This is a genomic window from Cryobacterium cryoconiti (genome assembly GCF_004403065.1).
Lineage (GTDB): Bacteria > Actinomycetota > Actinomycetes > Actinomycetales > Microbacteriaceae > Cryobacterium > Cryobacterium cryoconiti.
Map to the genome: position 1 here is coordinate 445451 of NZ_SOHA01000005.1, position 18503 is coordinate 463953.

General features: G+C 65.6%; 18 protein-coding genes. 8 read left to right on the plus strand and 10 right to left on the minus strand.

The features are described 5' to 3' along the window. Positions 1–15: 15 nt before the first annotated feature. On the minus strand, positions 16–1614 hold the full coding sequence (locus E3T49_RS03515; protein ID WP_134423495.1) for an ABC-F family ATP-binding cassette domain-containing protein: 1599 nt from the start codon (positions 1612–1614) through the stop codon (positions 16–18). Between the two features lie 60 nt (positions 1615–1674). After that, positions 1675–2340 (minus strand): TetR/AcrR family transcriptional regulator, encoded by a 666-nt coding sequence (locus E3T49_RS03520; protein WP_134423496.1) that lies wholly within the window; start codon positions 2338–2340, stop codon positions 1675–1677. Positions 2341–2491: 151 nt separating this feature from the next. On the opposite strand from E3T49_RS03520, the gene E3T49_RS03525 reads away from it, so the two are divergent. Then, positions 2492–2725, plus strand: coding sequence for a hypothetical protein (locus tag E3T49_RS03525; protein WP_134423497.1), 234 nt, complete (start codon positions 2492–2494; stop codon positions 2723–2725). An 81-nt stretch (positions 2726–2806) separates the two neighbouring features. On the opposite strand, the gene E3T49_RS03530 is transcribed toward E3T49_RS03525, so the two are convergent. The 5 genes from E3T49_RS03530 to sufB all read right to left on the minus strand — a co-directional run bounded on the left by E3T49_RS03530 (position 2807) and on the right by sufB (position 6966). Continuing rightward, positions 2807–3136: a metal-sulfur cluster assembly factor gene (locus E3T49_RS03530; protein WP_134366452.1), complete on the minus strand. Its 330-nt coding sequence runs from the start codon at positions 3134–3136 to the stop codon at positions 2807–2809. A gap of 4 nt (positions 3137–3140) precedes the next feature. Beyond that, positions 3141–3905 carry a Fe-S cluster assembly ATPase SufC gene (gene sufC, locus E3T49_RS03535; RefSeq protein WP_134423498.1) on the minus strand — a complete coding sequence of 255 codons (765 nt, stop codon included), beginning with the start codon at positions 3903–3905 and terminating at the stop codon, positions 3141–3143. Positions 3906–3986: 81 nt separating this feature from the next. Next, a complete protein-coding gene (locus E3T49_RS03540) occupies positions 3987–4313 on the minus strand; it encodes a non-heme iron oxygenase ferredoxin subunit (RefSeq protein ID WP_134423499.1) in 327 nt (108 codons plus the stop codon). Position 4314: 1 nt separating this feature from the next. After that, complete coding sequence (gene sufD / locus E3T49_RS03545) at positions 4315–5547, minus strand: Fe-S cluster assembly protein SufD (protein ID WP_134423501.1); 1233 nt, start codon at positions 5545–5547, stop codon at positions 4315–4317. Next, positions 5548–6966 (minus strand): Fe-S cluster assembly protein SufB, encoded by a 1419-nt coding sequence (gene sufB, locus E3T49_RS03550; protein WP_134423502.1) that lies wholly within the window; start codon positions 6964–6966, stop codon positions 5548–5550. A gap of 265 nt (positions 6967–7231) precedes the next feature. Here sufB and E3T49_RS03555 point away from each other — a divergent pair, with 265 nt between their 5' ends. After that, complete coding sequence (locus E3T49_RS03555; RefSeq protein WP_134423503.1) at positions 7232–8173, plus strand: COX15/CtaA family protein; 942 nt, start codon at positions 7232–7234, stop codon at positions 8171–8173. Positions 8174–8210: 37 nt separating this feature from the next. On the opposite strand, the gene E3T49_RS03560 is transcribed toward E3T49_RS03555, so the two are convergent. Continuing rightward, complete coding sequence (locus E3T49_RS03560) at positions 8211–9131, minus strand: heme o synthase (RefSeq protein ID WP_134423504.1); 921 nt, start codon at positions 9129–9131, stop codon at positions 8211–8213. Between the two features lie 282 nt (positions 9132–9413). Between E3T49_RS03560 and tkt the strand changes: the two genes are divergently transcribed. The 6 genes from tkt (at position 9414) to pgl (ending at position 17644) form a co-directional block, all read left to right on the plus strand. Then, positions 9414–11507: a transketolase gene (gene tkt, locus E3T49_RS03565; protein ID WP_134423505.1), complete on the plus strand. Its 2094-nt coding sequence runs from the start codon at positions 9414–9416 to the stop codon at positions 11505–11507. A 58-nt stretch (positions 11508–11565) separates the two neighbouring features. Further along, positions 11566–12702 (plus strand): transaldolase, encoded by a 1137-nt coding sequence (gene tal, locus E3T49_RS03570; protein WP_134423506.1) that lies wholly within the window; start codon positions 11566–11568, stop codon positions 12700–12702. Continuing rightward, positions 12699–14306, plus strand: coding sequence for a glucose-6-phosphate isomerase (locus E3T49_RS03575; protein WP_134423508.1), 1608 nt, complete (start codon positions 12699–12701; stop codon positions 14304–14306). Before tal ends, E3T49_RS03575 begins: the two co-directional genes overlap by 4 nt. A gap of 67 nt (positions 14307–14373) precedes the next feature. Further along, positions 14374–15915, plus strand: coding sequence for a glucose-6-phosphate dehydrogenase (gene zwf, locus E3T49_RS03580; protein ID WP_134423509.1), 1542 nt, complete (start codon positions 14374–14376; stop codon positions 15913–15915). After that, positions 15912–16877 (plus strand): glucose-6-phosphate dehydrogenase assembly protein OpcA, encoded by a 966-nt coding sequence (locus E3T49_RS03585; protein WP_134423510.1) that lies wholly within the window; start codon positions 15912–15914, stop codon positions 16875–16877. Before zwf ends, E3T49_RS03585 begins: the two co-directional genes overlap by 4 nt. Then, complete coding sequence (gene pgl, locus E3T49_RS03590) at positions 16874–17644, plus strand: 6-phosphogluconolactonase (RefSeq protein ID WP_134423511.1); 771 nt, start codon at positions 16874–16876, stop codon at positions 17642–17644. The genes E3T49_RS03585 and pgl overlap by 4 nt, the downstream gene beginning before the upstream one ends. 92 nt (positions 17645–17736) lie before the next feature. Here pgl and E3T49_RS03595 read toward each other — a convergent pair whose 3' ends face one another. Both E3T49_RS03595 and secG read right to left on the minus strand, forming a co-directional pair. Continuing rightward, positions 17737–18105, minus strand: a complete 369-nt coding sequence (locus E3T49_RS03595; RefSeq protein WP_134423512.1) for an RNA polymerase-binding protein RbpA — start codon at positions 18103–18105, stop codon at positions 17737–17739. A gap of 91 nt (positions 18106–18196) precedes the next feature. Beyond that, entirely contained in the window at positions 18197–18448 is a 252-nt protein-coding gene (gene secG, locus E3T49_RS03600) for a preprotein translocase subunit SecG (protein ID WP_104170978.1), read from the minus strand. Positions 18449–18503 lie beyond the last annotated feature (55 nt).

Genomic DNA, 18503 nt, shown 5'->3' on the forward strand with positions numbered 1-18503 from the left:
GTGTGCTGAGGACGATCAGGCGAGCATGATCAGGTCGAGATAGTCCTTGTTCCAGTGGTCTTCGGTGCCGTCCGGCATGATCAGAACCCGCTCGGGGTTGAGCGCTTCCACCGCACCCTCGTCGTGGCTGACCAGAACGACGGCGCCGGCGTAGTGCGCCAGAGCGTCGAGGATCTCCTCACGGCTGGCCGGGTCCAGGTTGTTGGTCGGTTCGTCGAGCAGGAGGACGTTGGCTCCGGAGACCACGATCATGGCCAGGGCCAGACGGGTCTTCTCCCCGCCGGAGAGCACCCCGGCCGGCTTGTGCGAGTCGTCGCCGGTGAAGAGGAACGAGCCCAGAACCCGGCGCGCCTCCATCTCGGTGATGTTGGGCGAGGAGGACACCATGTTCTCCAGCACGCTGCGCTTGACGTCGATCGTCTCGTGCTCCTGCGCGTAGTAGCCGATGCGCAGTCCGTGTCCCGGCACGATCTCTCCGGTGTCGGGCTTGTCCACACCGGCGAGCATGCGCAACAGGGTGGTCTTTCCCGCGCCGTTGAGGCCCAGGATGACGACCTTCGAGCCGCGGTCGATGGCCAGGTCCACGGCAGCGAAAATCTCGAGCGAGCCGTAACTCTTGGACAAGTCCGTGGCCATCAGCGGGGTGCGGCCACAGGGTGCGGGCTCCGGGAAGCGCAACTTGGCGACCCGGTCGACGGTGCGCACAGCGTCCAGTCCGGACAACAGCTTCTCTGCCCGCGCCACCATCTGGTGGGCAGCGGCGGCCTTGCTCGCCTTGGCTCCGAACTTCGCGGCCTGCAGCTGCAGAGTCGACGCCTTCTTCTCGGCGTTCGCGCGTTCCTTCTTACGACGGTCCGCATCCGCCACGCGCTGGCGCTGGTAGTTCTTCCAGTTCATGTTGTAGATGTCGATGACCATGCGGTTGGCGTCGAGGTAGAACACCCGGTTCACGGTGTCGCCGACAAGCTCGATGTCGTGACTGATGATGATGCAGCCGCCCCGGTAATTCTTGACGAACTCCCGCAACCAGACCACGGAATCGGCGTCGAGGTGGTTGGTGGGCTCGTCGAGGATCATCGTCTCCGCAGCCGAGAAGAGAATGCGCGCGAGTTCGATGCGGCGGCGCTGTCCACCCGACAGGGTACGGAGCTGCTGGTCGAGGATGCGATCCGGAAGATTGAGGTTGCTGGCGATCGAAGCGGCCTCCGCCTCGGCCGCATAGCCGCCGAGCGCGTTGAACTCGTCGGTGAGATTGCCGTAGACCCGCATGGCCTTGGCGCTGACCTTGGGGTCGTCACTGCCCATGTCGATGCCGGCCTGGGCGAGCCCCAGGGAAATCGTGCCGAGCCCGCGCGCATCCAGGATCCGGGTACGGGCAAGCATGTCCGGATCGCCCGAACGGGGGTCCTGGGGGAGGTAACCGATTTCCCCGGTGCGCGAGATCGACCCGTTGGTCGGAACGGTTTCACCGGCGAGGGTCTTCGTCAGCGTCGTTTTCCCGGCGCCGTTGCGACCGACCAGGCCGATCTTGTCTCCGGCGGAAACCCGGAAACTGACGTCTTCCATGAGCACGCGCGCCCCAACTCGGATTTCGAGATTTTGCACACTCAGCACAGCAATAGTCCGATCAGGGGAGTCGTAGAATTTTTTCGGCCGAAGCAGGCCAACTCTCCACTATATTTGATCGCTTGCGCCTCCGCGTGCGCCGACCGGCGAAAGCGCCCCCTGAAGGGACTTCCCGAGCCAGTCCCGATAGGCCGCAACGGACCAGCCCAGGTCGAGCACCAGCGAACGATACGTCTGCGGATGCCCAAGCGCCCACACGGTGGCGGCCGCCTCGTGATCACTCAGGCCCCCGCGCAGACTGTGGCGGGCACGCAGGAGAGATGCCACCTCGCCGTACTGGAGTAGGCGCTGGGTGGAGCGCCGGGTCTCCAGCTCCGCGATGGCCGCGTCCACACCGGCCGCCTGGGCAATCACCCGGTGCACCCCGGAGGTGCGTTCGTTCTGCTCGGCGATCCAGTCGGCCAGGATTCGGAGGATCTCCGGGGCGGAACCGGCCCCGGCGATCCGCGCACGGAGCGGCGTCGGGTCGGTCTCGCCGCCCTCCGGTGGCACGGACGCGACGTCGAGCGCGGCCGACAAGAGCGCTGCTTTTCCGCCGACCGAGTTGTAGACCGTCTGCACGGCCACGCCGGCTTCCGCCGCGATGGCAACGATGGTCGTGGGAATGTAGCCCCGTTTCAGCATCAGATCCAGCGCCGCGCGCACGACCACGGTTCGGGTCGCCAGGGACTGGGCATCGCGGCGTGATCTCGCGCTCATCAGGACTTCAACCATTCGCTTAGAGTAGCGTTCCAGCGACTGTAATGCTATTCCAAACCTGCAATCGGCCTCCCACCGCCCTCGTACCGTCTAGCGGTGAGCAGGGCTGAGGCCTACCGTCGTCACCAGTCGCAGCAGTCGCTGCGCGAATCTGAGGAGGGCGTCGATGGACAACGATTCAACCACACCACCCCCACCCGGCGGGCGTGGGGCTCCCCCGGACCAGCCGGCCGACGACCGAGAATCGGACACACCGGTCGGCGACAGGTTCGAGGAGGGAGAGACCGAGGTTGGGCCGCACCCGTCCCTGATCAACCTGGAGAACTGGGAAGAGTCCGACCTGGCCTCGGCCGCCGGCCCGGATGACACGAGTGCGGTGGACCCCCGAGCGGCGGAGTGACCGGAGCCACTCCGTTTGGAAAGAACGAACGGGGCACCGACCAGATGGCCGATGCCCCGTTTACATTCGTGAATCGGTGGATCAGATCGAAAAGCCGAGGGCCCGCATCATGTCGCGACCGTCGTCGGTGATCTTTTCGGGACCCCACGGCGGCATCCAGACCCAGTTGATGCGGAACTGGTCGACGACGCCGTCCAGCGCCTCGGCGGTCTGCTCCTCGAGCACATCGGTCAGCGGGCAGCCGGCCGAGGTGAGGGTCATGTGAATGATCAGGGCGTCGTTCTCGTCGTCCCAACCCAGGTCGTAGATGAGCCCGAGATCGACGACGTTGATGCCGAGTTCCGGGTCCATGACGTCTTTGAGCGCCTCTTCGATTTCATCGAAACGCGCCGGAGTCAGCGTGGAGACCATGTATTTAGCCTACGTTCGATTCCGTGAGAAAGCGATCGTAACCCTCGTCCTCGAGGCGGTCGGCGAGCTCGGGTCCACCCTGTTCGGCGATGCGACCGTCGACGAACACGTGCACGAAGTCCGGCTTGATGTACCGCAGAATGCGGGTGTAGTGCGTGATCAGGAGCAGACCCAGGCCGGTGTTCTCCTTGGCCCGGTTCACACCCTCCGCCACGATCTTGAGCGCGTCGACGTCGAGTCCGGAGTCGGTCTCGTCGAGCACCGCGAACTTCGGCTTGAGCAGTTCGAGCTGCAGAATCTCGTTGCGCTTCTTCTCGCCGCCGGAGAAGCCCTCATTCACGTTGCGTTCGGCGAAGCTCTTGTCCATCCGGAGCTGCTTCATCGACTCGCGCACGTCTTTGATCCAGGTGCGGATGGGTGGAGCCGTGCCGTCGATCGCGGTCTTGGCGGTGCGCAGGAAGTTCGTCACGGTCACGCCGGGGATCTCGACCGGGTACTGCATGGCCAGGAAGAGGCCGGCGCGGGCACGCTGGTCGACGGTCATGGTGGTGACCTCTTCGCCGTCGAGCAGAATCGATCCGCTGTCGACGGTGTACTTGGGGTGACCGGCGATCGTATAGGCGAGGGTGGACTTGCCGGACCCGTTCGGGCCCATGATGGCGTGGATCTCACCCTCGTTGATGGTCAGGTTCACCCCGTGCAGGATCTGCTTGGTGCCCTGGTCGGTCTCGACGCTGACGTGCAGGTCTTTGATCTCAAGAACTGACATGAATTCGATTTCTCTTTCGTTCTCCGGCGCGCACGCCGGCAAGTTGGGTGGCCGATAGGCCGGATCTGGAGGTGGTCGGCGTCAGACGGCCACGGTGACGGACGGGTCGATGTAAACGTCGCCGTCGACCAGGTCGACCTTGTAGACGGGAACCGGCTCGTAGGCCGGAAGGTTGAGCGGCTTACCGGTCTTCAGCGAGAATTTGGATCCGTGAGCCCAGCATTCGACGGTGTCGTCTTCGACGAACCCCTCGGACAGCGAGATGTCTCCATGCGTGCACGTGTCACCGATGGCGAACACGTCGCCGGCCGAATCACGGACGACAACGATGGGCACACCATCGATCTCGACCTTGACCGCCTCATTGACGCCGAGTTCGTCGAAACCGCAGATCTTGGTGGATGCCATGTTAGTTGTCCTCTGTTGCGGTCAGTTCTGCTTCGACGGCCGCCTGGAGGCGCTCTTCGAGCAGGGGGGATCCGATCTGCTGCACGATCTCGCTGAGGAAGCCGCGCACGACCAGGCGGCGGGCCTCGTCCTCGGTGATACCGCGGGACTGCAGGTAGAACAGCTGTTCGTCGTCGAAGCGCCCGGTCGCGCTCGCGTGCCCGGCCCCGGTGATGTCGCCGGTCTCGATCTCGAGGTTCGGGATCGAGTCGGCGCGGGTGCCTTCGGTGAGCACCAGATTGCGGTTCTGTTCGTAGCTGTCGGTACCGGCCGCTTCCCGACCGATCAGCACATCGCCGATCCAGACGGTACGGGCGCCCTGGCCCTGCAGTGCGCCCTTGTAGGTGACCCGGCTGCGCGTGTTCGGCGCGACGTGATTGACGAAGACCTGCTGCTCGAGGTGCTGGCCCGCGTCGGCGAAGTACAGGCCGAGAAGCTCGGTGTCCGAGCCGATCCCGGTCAGCTGCACCGAAGGATTGACCCGCACGATGCTTCCGCCGAGGGTCACGACGACATGCTTGAGGCGCGCGTCGCGGCCGATGGTCGCGAAATGGTTCGTCAGATGCACGGCTGAATCACCCCATTCCTGCAGGCTCACCACCGTCAGGTTCGCGGATTCGCCGAGGATGATCTCAACGTTCTCGGTCAGTCGAGCCTCACCGGTGTTCTCCAGGATCAGGATGGCCCGGCTGAACGGCTTCGCCTCGATGATGGTGTGCGCGCCACGGGCACCGGAACCCAAAGCAGCACGAGTCACCGTGGCTTCTTTGGCGTCCTCGCCGCTGATCGTGATCGAGAGCGCCTGCTCGAAGCTCGACCAGGCATTCGCCGACGCACGTTCTTCGGGAGCACCGGCGGAACCGATGCGGGAATCGCTGCGGTCGACCCAGTCGACCCGCACACCGGCGACGTCGGTGTGGTCGATCGGGTAGACGGATCCGTCGAGCGGGCCGGAGGTCAGGTCGGCGAACTTCTTCACCGGCGAGAGCTTCCAGACCGCTTCGCGACCCGTGACCGCAGCGAAGTCGGCCACGTTCACGCTCTTGAAGCGATCGGAACGGGTCTGCACCGGCACGTAGCCGAAACGGCCGTCCGAGTGCTCCTTGATGCCATGCTGTTCGGCAGTGGGCAGCGCTTCACTGGCTGTCACCGCGGTGGTTGGAGTGGAATTGAGTTGTGCAGAGGCGGCGGACATTTAGCCGACGGATCCTTCCATGCCCATTTCAATGAGCTTGTTGAGTTCGAGGGCGTACTCCATCGGGAGTTCCCGGGCAATGGGTTCGATGAAGCCGCGCACGATCATGGCCATCGCCTCGTCTTCGGGCATTCCGCGGCTCATCAGGTAGAAGAGCTGCTCCTCGCTGACCCGCGAGACCGTGGCCTCATGGCCCAGCTGGACATCGTCGACGCGGATGTCGATCGACGGATACGTGTCGGAACGCGACTTCGTATCCACCAGAAGGGCGTCGCAACGCACGGTGTTCGCGGAGTGGTGCGCCGTGGCGTCCACCCGCACCTCGCCGCGGTAACCGGATCGGCCACCGCCTCGGGCAATCGACTTCGAGACGATCGAGGACTGCGTGTACGGCGCCATGTGGATCATCTTCGCGCCGGCATCCTGATGCTGGCCGGGACCCGCGAAGGCCACCGACAGGGTCTCGCCCTTGGCGTGCTCGCCCATCAGGTAGATCGACGGGTACTTCATGGTGACCTTGGACCCGATGTTGCCGTCGATCCACTCCATCGTGGCGCCCTCGGCCGCCGTGGCCCGCTTCGTGACCAGGTTGTAGACGTTGTTCGACCAGTTCTGGATGGTTGTGTAGCGAACGCGGGCGTTCTTCTTCACGATGATCTCGACCACAGCGGAGTGCAGCGAGTCGGACGAGTAGATCGGGGCGGTGCAACCCTCGATGTAGTGCACGTAACTACCCTCGTCGGCGATGATCAGGGTGCGCTCGAACTGCCCCATGTTCTCCGTGTTGATCCGGAAGTAGGCCTGCAGGGGGATCTCCACGTGCACGCCCGGCGGCACGTAGACGAACGACCCGCCCGACCAGACCGAGGTGTTCAGTGCGGCGAACTTGTTATCGCCGGACGGGATGACGCTGCCGAAGTACTCTTCGAAGAACTCCGGGTGCTCCTTCAGAGCAGTGTCGGTGTCCATGAAGATGACGCCCTGCGCGGCGAGTTCCTCGTTGATCTGGTGGTAGACCACCTCGGACTCGTACTGGGCGGCGACGCCTGACACGAGACGCTGGCGCTCAGCCTCCGGGATCCCCAGCTTCTCGTAGGTGCTCTTGATGTCGTCGGGCAGGTCTTCCCAGGTCTGGGCCTGCTTCTCCGTGGACCGCACGAAGTACTTGATGTTGTCGAAGTCGATGCCGGACAGGTCAGCGCCCCACGTCGGCATGGGCTTGCGCTCGAACAGTTCGAGGGCCTTGAGGCGACGCTGCAGCATCCACTCGGGCTCGCTCTTGAGGTTGGAGATGTCGGTCACCACCTCCGGCGAGATGCCGCGACGAGCGGATGCGCCGGCCGCATCGGAGTCGGACCAGCCGAACTCGTAGACACCGAGCCCCGCGAGTTCGGGGCGGTCAAGCAGGACGTCAGACATATTTACCTCTTCTCCCATCCACGACAACCCGGATATTAGTCCGGTCATTCCCGCACCGGCCTCCAGCGGAGACACGGTAAGCAAATGGGTTGTGTGGGCGGCTACGTTGCGTACCTAAGATGTTATGGACGACGTGGTCTTGCGCCGCGGTTATGTCAACCGTTGTGCTGCCGCCATGAAACACCTAATTCTACAGGCTAGCGACGTGATCGGTGGTGCGATCCGGCGTTTTCACATGTGGCCCATCGAAGAGGAAGCAGAACCGGTGAAGCGTATTTCGGAGTGGTTGCCGACCAGGATCGACAAGCGTGTGCGTGTGATCGCCTGGATCTACCTGGCCGCCCAGATTCTCCTGGTCGGCACGGGCGGACTGGTGCGCCTGACGAGTTCCGGGCTCGGCTGCCCCACCTGGCCCAAGTGCACGGCCGACTCGCTGATCAACACGCCCGAGATGGGGATCCACGGCTTCATCGAATTCGGCAACCGCCTGCTCGGCCTGGCACTGGGTCTGGTGGCCATTGCGGCGTTCCTCGCCGTGGTGCGCCTGCGCAAGGAACGACCGGACCTGTTCTGGATCGCCTTGCTGGCGGGACTGGGCATTCCCGCCCAGGCCGTCATCGGCGGGATCAGCGTTCTCGCCCAACTGAATCCGTACGTTGTCGGGTTCCATTTCGTGATCTCCGTGATCCTGGTCGTGCTCTGCACCGTCTTCGTGCACCGCGTCTACACCGGCCGGGTACAGCGCACCCTCGTGGTGCCGCGCTGGTACCGCGCCCTCGCCTACGCCACGAGCGCCGTCGTGTTCATCACGATCCTCGTCGGCATCCTCACCACCGGGTCGGGCCCGCACGCCGGGGACGCCGATGCGCCGCGCACCGGTCTGGACCCCGAGATCCTGCAGCATGTGCACAGCTGGCCCGCCTACCTCACCCTGGCCCTCACCCTGGTGCTCCTGGTCACGGCGTTTTCGCGCAACCTGCCCACCCAGGGCTGGGCGATGCTGCTGCTGCTCGTTGAGGCGCTGCAGGTCGGCGTCGGCCTGATCCAGTCCAACACGGGGCTACCGGCCGGACTGGTCGGCATCCACATGGTGCTGTCCTGCGTGCTCGTGGCCGTCATGACCGTGCTGGTCCTGAACCTCCACGCGCCGATCGCCGGCCGGGCCTCCCCGGCGTCGTCGACCGCGGATCTCGTCGGGCGACGGTAGTCCCGTCACGCCGGCAGGTCCGGACCGGCCGGCCGGCTTAGAACGGGAGCAGCGGGTCGACACCCACGGCGACGAAGAGCAGCGTGAGGTAGGCGATCGAGCCGTGGAACACGCGCATCGGTGAGACCTCCGCGTGGCGGATCGCGAGGCCGTAGAGCCGGTGCGTCTCGTAGATGAACCAGGCGCCCGTGACCAGGGCCACGAACATGTACACCAGTCCCATGTCGGCGATGGGCACGAGCAGGAGCGAGCAGGCGACGGTCGCCCAGGCATAGAGGATGACCTGCAGGCCCACCTGGCTGCGGCCGCGCACGACGGCGAGCATCGGGACCCCGGCGGCCCGGTAGTCGTCGCGGTACTTCATGGACAACGGCCAGTAGTGCGGCGGGGTCCACAGGAAGATGATCAGGAACAGGATGAACGGCGGCCAGGACAGGTCACCGGTCACGGCGGCCCAGCCGATCAGCACGGGCATGCACCCGGCGATGCCACCCCAGATGATGTTTTGCGCGGTGCGGCGTTTGAGCACCAGTGTGTAGAACACCACATAGAGCAGGATGGCTCCAAGTGACAGGGCCGCGGCAAGCAGATTGGTGAAGACCCACAACCAGACAATGGATGCGAGCCCCACCACCCACGCGAATATGAGTGCCTGGCGGTCGGTCAATTCGCCCGTGACCAGCGGACGATTCTGGGTGCGCTTCATCAGGCGGTCGATGTCCCGGTCGATGTAGCAGTTGAATGCTCCGGCCGAGCCGGCGCTCAGGGCGCCGCCGATGAGGGTGGCCAGAACCAGCCACAGACTCGGGATGCCGCCCTCGGCCAGGATCATGGTGGGAGCGGTCACCACGAGGAGCAGTTCGACGACCCGGGGCTTGGTCAGAGCGAGGTAGGCCATGACGGTGCGGCGGAAGGTGAGTGGGGTGCCCACTGTGGTGTTGACGGCGGCTCCGGTCATGGCTCCTCTAATGCTGGTGCGGTGATGCGAGTCTAGGCGACGGGCGGAAACCGGGTCCGTCGACGGTGGTCGCGTGTGCGTCAGGAGCGAACACATCACGGCGTCCCAATCCGCGTTGCCTATACTGGGGATGCTCGCCAATCACGGTGCATGCAGGCATGATCCACCGGAACCGGGCATCTGCTGCGACACCGTGATGACGCTGATGTCCTCGGGCGCGCACAATAGCGGGTGCGGGTTGTCAGCAACCTTCTCCCTTGTCTTCAGAAGGGTCAATACCAAGTGGCAGCACTGCAGTGGGATTCGATTGATAGCAAGGCGGTCGACACGGCACGCCTCCTCGCGGCCGACGCCGTGGAGAAGGTCGGGAACGGGCATCCGGGAACCGCCATGAGCCTCGCTCCCGCTGCGTACCTCCTGTTTCAGAAGGTCATGCGCCGGGACCCGTCCGACAATGAATGGATCGGCCGGGACCGGTTCATCCTCTCGGTCGGGCACAGCTCGCTCACCCAGTACGTGCAGCTCTACCTGGGCGGCTACGGCCTCGAACTCGAAGACCTCAAGGCGCTGCGCACGTGGGGTTCCAAGACCCCCGGGCACCCCGAGTACGGTCACACCGACGGCGTCGAGATCACCACCGGTCCCCTGGGCCAGGGTCTGGCCTCCGCCGTCGGCTTCGCCTACGCCTCCCGCTTCGAGCGCGGACTGTTCGACCCCGACGCCTCCGTCGGCCAGAGCCCCTTCGATCACTTCGTCTACGTGATCGCCGGTGACGGCGACCTGCAGGAGGGCATCACGAGTGAGGCCTCCTCGCTCGCCGGCCACCAGCAGCTCGGCAACCTGATCGCGATCTACGACAGCAACCAGATCTCGATCGAGGATGACACCAACATCGCCTTCACCGAGGACGTCGCGGCCCGCTACGCGGCCTACGACTGGCATGTGCAAACGGTCGACTGGAAGAAGACCGGCGAATACGTCGAAGACGTCGCGGCCCTGAACGACGCGATCGAGGCCGCCAAGGCCGCCACGGACAAGCCGTCGCTGATCATCCTGAAGACCATCATCGGCTGGCCCAGCCCGAAGAAGCAGAACACGGGCAAGATCCACGGTTCGGCGCTCGGCGCCGAGGAACTCGCCGGCGTCAAGACCGTACTCGGGTTCGACCCGGAGCAGACCTTCCAGGTCGCCGATGAGGTCATCGCTCACACCCGCCTGGCGCGGGACCGGGGCGCGGCCGCACACAGTGCGTGGACCGCGACGTTCGACGCGTGGGCTGCCGCCAACCCCGAACGCAAGATCCTGCTCGACCGGGTACTCTCCGGCGACCTGCCCGACGGCGTCGACGACGTGCTGCCCGTCTTCCCCGCGGGTACCGAGGTGTCGACCCGCGCCGCCTCCGGCAAGGTCCTGACCGCCCTGGGCACCGTCATCCCCGAACTATGGGGTGGCTCCGCCGACCTCGCCGAGTCGAACAACACGACCATCGGCGGTGCCGCGTCGTTCATTCCGGCCGAGCACTCGACCGGTGAGTGGACAGGGAATGCGTACGGCCGGGTTCTGCACTTCGGGATCCGCGAACACGCCATGGCGGCGATCCTCAACGGCATCGTGCTGCACGGGAACACCCGCCCCTTCGGCGGGACGTTCTTGATCTTCAGCGACTACATGCGTCCCGCCATCCGTCTCGCCGCTCTCATGAAGTCCCCGACCATCTTCGTGTGGACCCATGACTCCGTGGCTCTCGGCGAAGACGGCCCCACCCACCAGCCGGTCGAGCAGCTTGCGACCCTGCGCGCCATCCCCGGGCTCGACGTGGTGCGCCCCGGCGACGCCAACGAGGTCGCCTGGGCGTGGAGGACCATCCTCGAGCGTCGCCAGGGCCCGGCCGGCATCGTGCTGACCCGGCAGAACATCCCCGTGTTCGAGCGCGGCGAGGGCGACGCCATCGGCGACGTCTTCGCATCCGCCAAGAATGTAGCGAAGGGCGCCTACGTGCTCGCCGAAGCTCACGGCGGAACCCCCGACGTCATCCTGATCGGGACCGGCTCTGAGGTACAGCTGGCCCTGGCCGCCCGCGAGCAGCTCCAGGCCGAGGGCATCGCTGCCCGTGTCGTGTCCGCTCCGAGCCTCGAGTGGTTCCGCGAGCAGAGCGCCGAATACCGCGAATCCGTTCTCCCTGCCGCGATCACCGCGCGGGTATCGGTTGAAGCGGGAATCGCGTTGACCTGGGACAAGTACGTCGGCGACCGCGGGCGCAGCGTCTCGATCGAGCACTTCGGTGCGTCTGCCGACTACAAGACGCTGTTCCGCGAATTCGGAATCACGACGGATGCCGTCGTGGCCGCCGCCAAGGAATCCCTCGCCGCGCGCTGAGCTGCGCCGCCGCGACACCACCACACCTGACTACCTGCATTACAAGGAGATACGAATTATGACTGAGAACACCCCCCTCGCCGAGCTGTCACTGGCCGGCGTCAGCATCTGGCTGGACGACCTGTCCCGTGAGCGCATCGCATCGGGCGGTCTGGCGAATCTGATCGCCACCAAGAACGTCGTCGGCGTCACCACCAACCCGACCATCTTCGCCGGCGCCCTCAGCAAGGGCGAGGCGTATGCCGACCAGGTCGCCGCCCTCGCCGCGGCAGGCACCAGTGTGCACGATGCCGTCTTCGAGATCACCACCGACGATGTGACCGCGGCCAGCGATATCTTCCGTCCGGTTTACGATCGCACCAACGGTGTCGACGGGCGCGTCTCCATCGAGGTCGAGCCGGGTCTGGCGCACGATGCGGCCGGCACGGTCGTTCAGGCCCAGCAGCTCTGGGCCAAGGTCAACCGGCCCAACGCCATGATCAAGATCCCCGCCACCATCGAAGGTCTCGACGCGATCACCGCGACGATCGCCCTGGGCATCAGCGTCAACGTCACCCTGATCTTCAGCCTGGAGCGTCACCGTCAGGTCATCAACGCGTACCTGTCCGGTTTGGAAAAGGCCCGGTCTGCGGGCATCGACCTCAGCACGATCCACTCCGTCGCGTCGTTCTTCGTGTCGCGGGTCGACACCGAGATCAACGGGCGCCTCGAGCTCATCGGCACGGATGCCGCGCTCGCCCTGAAGAGCAAGGCCGGCGTCGCGAACGCCCAGCTTGCCTACCAGGTCTACGAGGAGGCGTTCTCGACCGAACGCGCCCTGGGTCTGATCCAGGCAGGTGCGAACAAGCAGCGCCCCCTCTGGGCCTCCACCGGGGTCAAGGACCCGAGCCTGCCCGACACCCTCTATGTGACCAACCTGGTCGCCCCCGAGGTTGTCAACACCATGCCGGAGAAGACGCTCGAGGCCACACTCGATCACGGAGTCATCCCCGCCAACTCCATCAGAGGCACCTACGACGAAGCGAACCGGGTTCTCGACGCCCTCGCCGACGAAGGTGTCTCCTACAACGACGTCACCCAGGTCCTCGAGGCGGAAGGCGTGGCCAAGTTCATCATCTCGTGGAACGAGCTGCTGGACACCGTGACCGCAGCGCTCGAGTCCGCGACACCGATTGACACCGGTTCCGCACTGTGAGCTTTCGCATCTCCGTCAGCGGCTCTGCCGCCGAGGCTGTGCGCACCACCGTTCCGTCTCTCGTAGCCGACCTCGTCGCATCCGGCATCACCGCTCTCGACCCGGCACTGTGGGGTCCCGAGGCGGAAGCCGAGGCCGCCACGCGCCTCGGCTGGACCGAGTCCGTCGCGGACTCCCGCCCATTGATCCCTGAGATCCTCTCTCTGCGCGACTCCCTGCGGGCCGCCGGCGTCACCCGCATCGCCCTGGCCGGCATGGGCGGGTCGTCACTGGCTCCCGAGGTCATCACCCGCACCTCAGGGGTCAACCTCACCGTGCTCGACTCGACCGACCCCGGTCAGGTCCTCGCGGCCCTCGGTGCGAACCTGGCCACCACCGCGCTCGTCGTCTCGTCGAAGTCCGGTTCCACCGCCGAGACCGACAGCCAGCGCCGCGTCTTCGAGCGCGCCTTCCGTGAGGCAGGCATCGACCCGGTCGAACGCATCATCATCGTGACCGACCCTGGCTCTCCACTCGACGCCGACGCGCGGTCCGTGGGCTACCACGTCTTCAACGCGGACCCCACGGTCGGCGGGCGTTTCTCGGTGCTGACCGCTTTCGGACTCGTTCCGTCCGGTCTCGCCGGCGTGGACATCGCCGAGCTGCTCGACGAGGCGGAGGCCATCTCGCTCTCCCTCGCCATTGACAGCCCCGAGAACCCGGGCCTCATCCTCGGTGCTGCCATCGCCGCGTCCACACCGCGTCGGGACAAACTCGCGATCGTCTCCGATGGCACCCACATCGTGGGCTTCGCCGACTGGGCCGAGCAGCTCATCGCTGAATCCACCGGCAAGCAGGGCGTCGGTATCCTTCCCGTCGTGCTCGAACCGGACGCCCCCGAGCTGTCGTGGGACCTGCCGGACCTGCAGGTTGTGCGCCTCGTCGCCGACGCCGGCCTGGAGGTGTTCTCCGACAACGATGGACGGGACGAAATCCGGGTCAGCGGCACCCTCGGCGCCCAGTTCCTCGTTTGGGAGTACGCGACGGCAGTCGCCGGCCGCCTGCTCGGCATCAACCCGTTCGACCAGCCGGATGTCGAGGCCGCCAAAACCGCGACCCGCGGGCTTCTCGACGCGCGCCCCGAGCCGGCTCCCGCCGCGTTCATCTTCGACGGCATCGAGATCCGCGGCACCGCCCACGTGATCGGCGCCGCCAGCGACCTCGCTTCCGCCGTCGACGCGCTGATCGAGGAACTGGGCCCGGACGGCTACATCTCCGTGCAGGCTTACGTGAACCGACTCGCACTGCCGCAGCTCGTCGAGGTTCGCGAGCTGCTGGCTGCTCTGGCCAAGCGACCGGTGACCTTCGGTTGGGGACCCCGGTTCCTGCACTCGACGGGCCAGCTGCACAAGGGCGGCCCTGCCACCGGGGTGTTCCTGCAGATCCTCACCACCGCTGATTCCGACCTTGACATCCCGGATCGCCCGTTCACATTCGGCGAGCTGATCCAGGCGCAGGCCAGCGGTGACGCCAGCGTGCTCGCCGACCACGGTCGCCCGGTTCTGACGCTGACGCTGACCGATCCGGCACGGAACATCACCACCCTGTTCAACGCCCTGCGCTGATCTCTTCGGCGCCGGCCAGCCGGCGCCGGACCGATCGTGTACGACTGTCCCACCTTGAAGGAGCCGCATGTCCCCGGTGGAAATCACCCCGGAGTTCAATCCCCTGCGTTCACCGAACGACTACCGTCTGAATCGTATCGCCGGGCCCAGCAGCCTCGTGATCTTCGGGGTCACCGGTGACCTGTCGCGGAAGAAACTCATGCCGGCCGTCTACGACCTGGCCAACCGTGGCCTGCTTCCACCGGGGTTCGCGCTCGTCGGTTTCGCGCGCCGCGACTGGTCCGACGAGGATTTCATGAAGGTCGTGCACGACTCCGTGAAGGAGTTCGCGCGCACCGAGTTCAACGAGGATGTCTGGGCCCAGCTGGCCGAGGGCATCCGTTTCGTGCAGGGATCGTTCGACGATGCCGCGTCGTTCCAGCTTCTCAAGGACACGATCGCCCAACTCGACGCGGAGCGGGGAACGATGGGCAACCACGCGTTCTACCTGTCGATCCCGCCCAAGGCCTTCCCTCAGGTGACGGAGCAGCTGCGTCGTTCCGGTCTCGCCGAGCAGAAGGACGGCCAGTGGCGCCGCGTCGTGATCGAGAAGCCGTTCGGCAGCGACCTCCAGACCGCGCGTCAGTTGAACGACGTCGTCGAGTCGGTCTTCCCGGCCGATTCCGTCTTCCGCATCGACCACTATCTGGGCAAGGAGACGGTCCAGAACATTCTGGCGCTCCGTTTCGCCAACCAGCTCTATGAACCGATCTGGAACGCCAACTACGTCGATCACGTGCAGATCACCATGGCCGAAGACATCGGCGTCGGCGGCCGAGCCGGCTACTACGACGGTATCGGAGCAGCCAGGGACGTCATCCAGAACCACCTCCTGCAACTGCTGGCGTTGACCGCGATGGAGGAGCCCATTTCCTTCGATGCGGCCGACCTCCGTACGGAGAAGGAGAAGGTGCTGGCCTCTGTCCGGCTTCCGGACGACCTGGCCCGTGGCACAGCCCGCGGCCAGTACGCCGGCGGGTGGCAGGGCGGCGAGAAGGTCCTCGGTTTCCTCGAAGAAGACGGGATGAACCCCGAGTCCGTCACCGAGACGTACGCCGCGCTGCGGCTGACCATCGAGAACCGCCGCTGGTCCGGCGTGCCGTTCTACCTGCGCGCCGGCAAGCGCCTCGGCCGCCGAGTCACCGAGATCGCCGTGGTCTTCAAACGGGCCCCCCAGCATCTCTTCGGCAAGGGCAACTCCACCCCCCTCGGCGAGAACGCCCTGGTCATCCGGGTGCAGCCTGACGAGGGGGTCACCATCCGCTTCGGCTCCAAGGTGCCCGGCGCCGGTATGCAGGTGCGCGACGTCACCATGGACTTCGGCTACGGCCATGCGTTCACCGAGGCCAGCCCCGAGGCGTACGAACGCCTGATCCTGGACGTACTCCTGGGCGACCCGCCGCTGTTCCCCCGACATGAAGAGGTCGAGCTGTCCTGGAAGATCCTCGACCCGATCGAGGAATTCTGGGCGGAGCAGGGCCAACCGGAGCAATACCGACCGGGAACCTGGGGCCCGGTCTCGGCCGATGAACTGCTGTCCCGCGACGGCCGACACTGGAGACGCCCATGATCGTCGATCTGCCCAACACGACCACCTCCAAGATCTCGAAGGCGCTGGTGCGCATCCGGGAGGAGGGCGGTGCCGTCGCCCTCGGGCGGGTGCTCACATTGATCATCGCCGCCACCATGGGCCGTGAGGAAGAGGCCATCGAGGCCGCGAACGACGCGTCTCGGGAGCACCCCATGCGCGTGATCGTGCTGTCGACCAGAGACCAGGATTCGGCCGAGCCGCTGGCACCGCGGGTCGACGCCGAAATCCGGGTCGGCGGCGATGCCGGCGCGAGCGAGGTCATCGTTCTGCGCGCCTACGGAGACGCCGCCAGCGACCCGGAAAGCCTGGTGACGGGTCTGCTGCTGCCGGACGCCCCCGTCGTGGCCTGGTGGCCCGGTGTGGCGCCGGCCGTGCCCGCGGATTCTCCTCTCGGTCGGATTGCCCACCGCCGAATCACGGATGCCTCCGCCCAGCCGGATCCACAATCCGCACTGCACCTGCTCAGCGGCTCGTACCGGCCGGGCGACACCGACTTCGCCTGGACCCGACTCACCCTCTGGCGGGCGCAGTTGGCCGCGGTCCTCGACCAGCCACCCTTCGAGGCCGTCACTGCCGTACAGGTGTCCGGGGCCGCCGACTCACCCTCGACAACCCTGCTCGCCGCGTGGTTGGCCCTGCAGCTGCAGGTTTCCGTCGACTACGAATTCACCACGGGTCCGCTCTCCCACGGCATACGAAGTGTCCATCTCACCCGGGCGGCCGGTGTCATCTCCCTCGAGCGCGAGGTTCCCGACGTAGCCCGCCTCACCCAGCCTGGGCAACCGGTACAGGATCTCACCCTCAAACGACGCAGCCTGCGTGATTGTCTCAGCGATGAGCTGCGCCGGCTCGACCCGGATGAGCTGTATGGTGAGGTCATCACGCGCGGCCTACCGCACCTTGACGATGTGGTCGCAGAACAAACCGAAGGACGACCGTGACCAACGAACGACGCGTACTCGTGCACCCGAATCGGGCTGCTCTCGCCGCCTCCGTGGCGGCCCGCTTCATCACAACGACCGTGGACATCCTGCACGAGCAGGGCGAGGTGAATGTGGTCCTGGCCGGCGGTTCCGTCGCGATGGAAGTGCTGGAAGCCGTCAACGCCTCCGCCGCCCGCGACACCATCGACTGGGACCTGGTCACGTTCTGGTGGGGAGACGAGCGCTGGGTGCCGAAGAACCACCCCGACCGGAACGAACTCCAGGCCCGCACGGCGCTGCTCGACCACATCTCGGTTCCGCCGGAGAACATCCACCCGTTCGCGGCCTCGGACGAGGGCGTCGACCTCGACGATGCGGTCGCGAACTATGCCGCACTGCTCGAGTCCCGCTCGATCGACGGGACAGACCTGCCCCGCTTCGACATCACGCTGCTCGGTGTGGGACCGGACGGCCATATCGCGTCGCTGTTCCCCCACCAGCCCGGTATCCGCGAGCACAGCAGAAGCGTGCTTGCCGTACGCAACTCCCCCAAGCCCCCGTCGGAGCGGCTCAGCCTCAGCCGCCCTGCTCTGAACTCCTCCCGGTGCGTGTGGATGGTGCTGGCCGGCCCGGACAAGGCCTCCGCGCTCGGCCTCGCCCTCGCCGGAGCCAGTCGGGACGAAGTCCCGGTAGCGGGCATCAAGGGCCGACGGTACACGAACTTCTTCGTTGACCAGGAGGCCGCCGCCGAGGTTCCGGAGAACCTCACCGCGTCCACGTTCTGAACGAAGCACCGTTCCGAAGCACCCCGCATCATCAGAAAGGCCCCGACCGAGGTCGGGGCCTTTCTGTTGATGCGAGACCGTGCGTGAGAACGTCAGTTCGTTGCGGACAGCTTGCCGCGACGCACGCGCAGCTGCTGCAGCGCCTCTTCGAGAAGCGACTCTGCCTCTTCTTCGGTGCGACGTTCCTTCACATACGCCAAGTGGGTCTTGTACGGTTCGAGCTTGACCACCGACGGCGGGTTGGCCTTGTCGCGACCGGCCGGAAGACCGGACGACGGGCAATCAATCGTCTCGGGGATCTCTTCATCGGGGAGATTGGCGGCGAAGTACCGGACGGTCTCGTTGCCGAGCGCGTCCCAGTAGGACACCTTGATCCGGTCCGCGTGAAAACCGCGGTCCTGCTCCCCCATCGGGCCGGCACCGACCCGGGATCCTCTGATTGCGCTGCCACCAGATGCCATTTTGTTCCTCCGCTTGAAATGGGCGTTGAAGCCGATTGACCGGTTGAGCCGATGCTCGTCTACCTATAAAACGCGAGCAGTGATGGGGAAGCTAAAGCCCCGTGTCGAACTTGGTGATCAGGCCCAGGATCACGATGCACGTGATCCAGAGCAGCCCCAGGATCACGGTGATGCGGTTGAGGTTGCGTTCGGCAACTCCGGATGCGCCGAGGTTGGACGTGACACCTCCGCCGAACATATCGGAGAGACCGCCACCGCGCCCCTTGTGGAGCAAAATGAGCATGGTCAGCAGGAGGCTCGTAATTCCGAGCAATACCTGCAGCACAACCTGGAGAATCTCCACGCGAAACCTTTCACAGTGCGATGGGCACGAGTCCCATCAAGATCAGTGATAATCA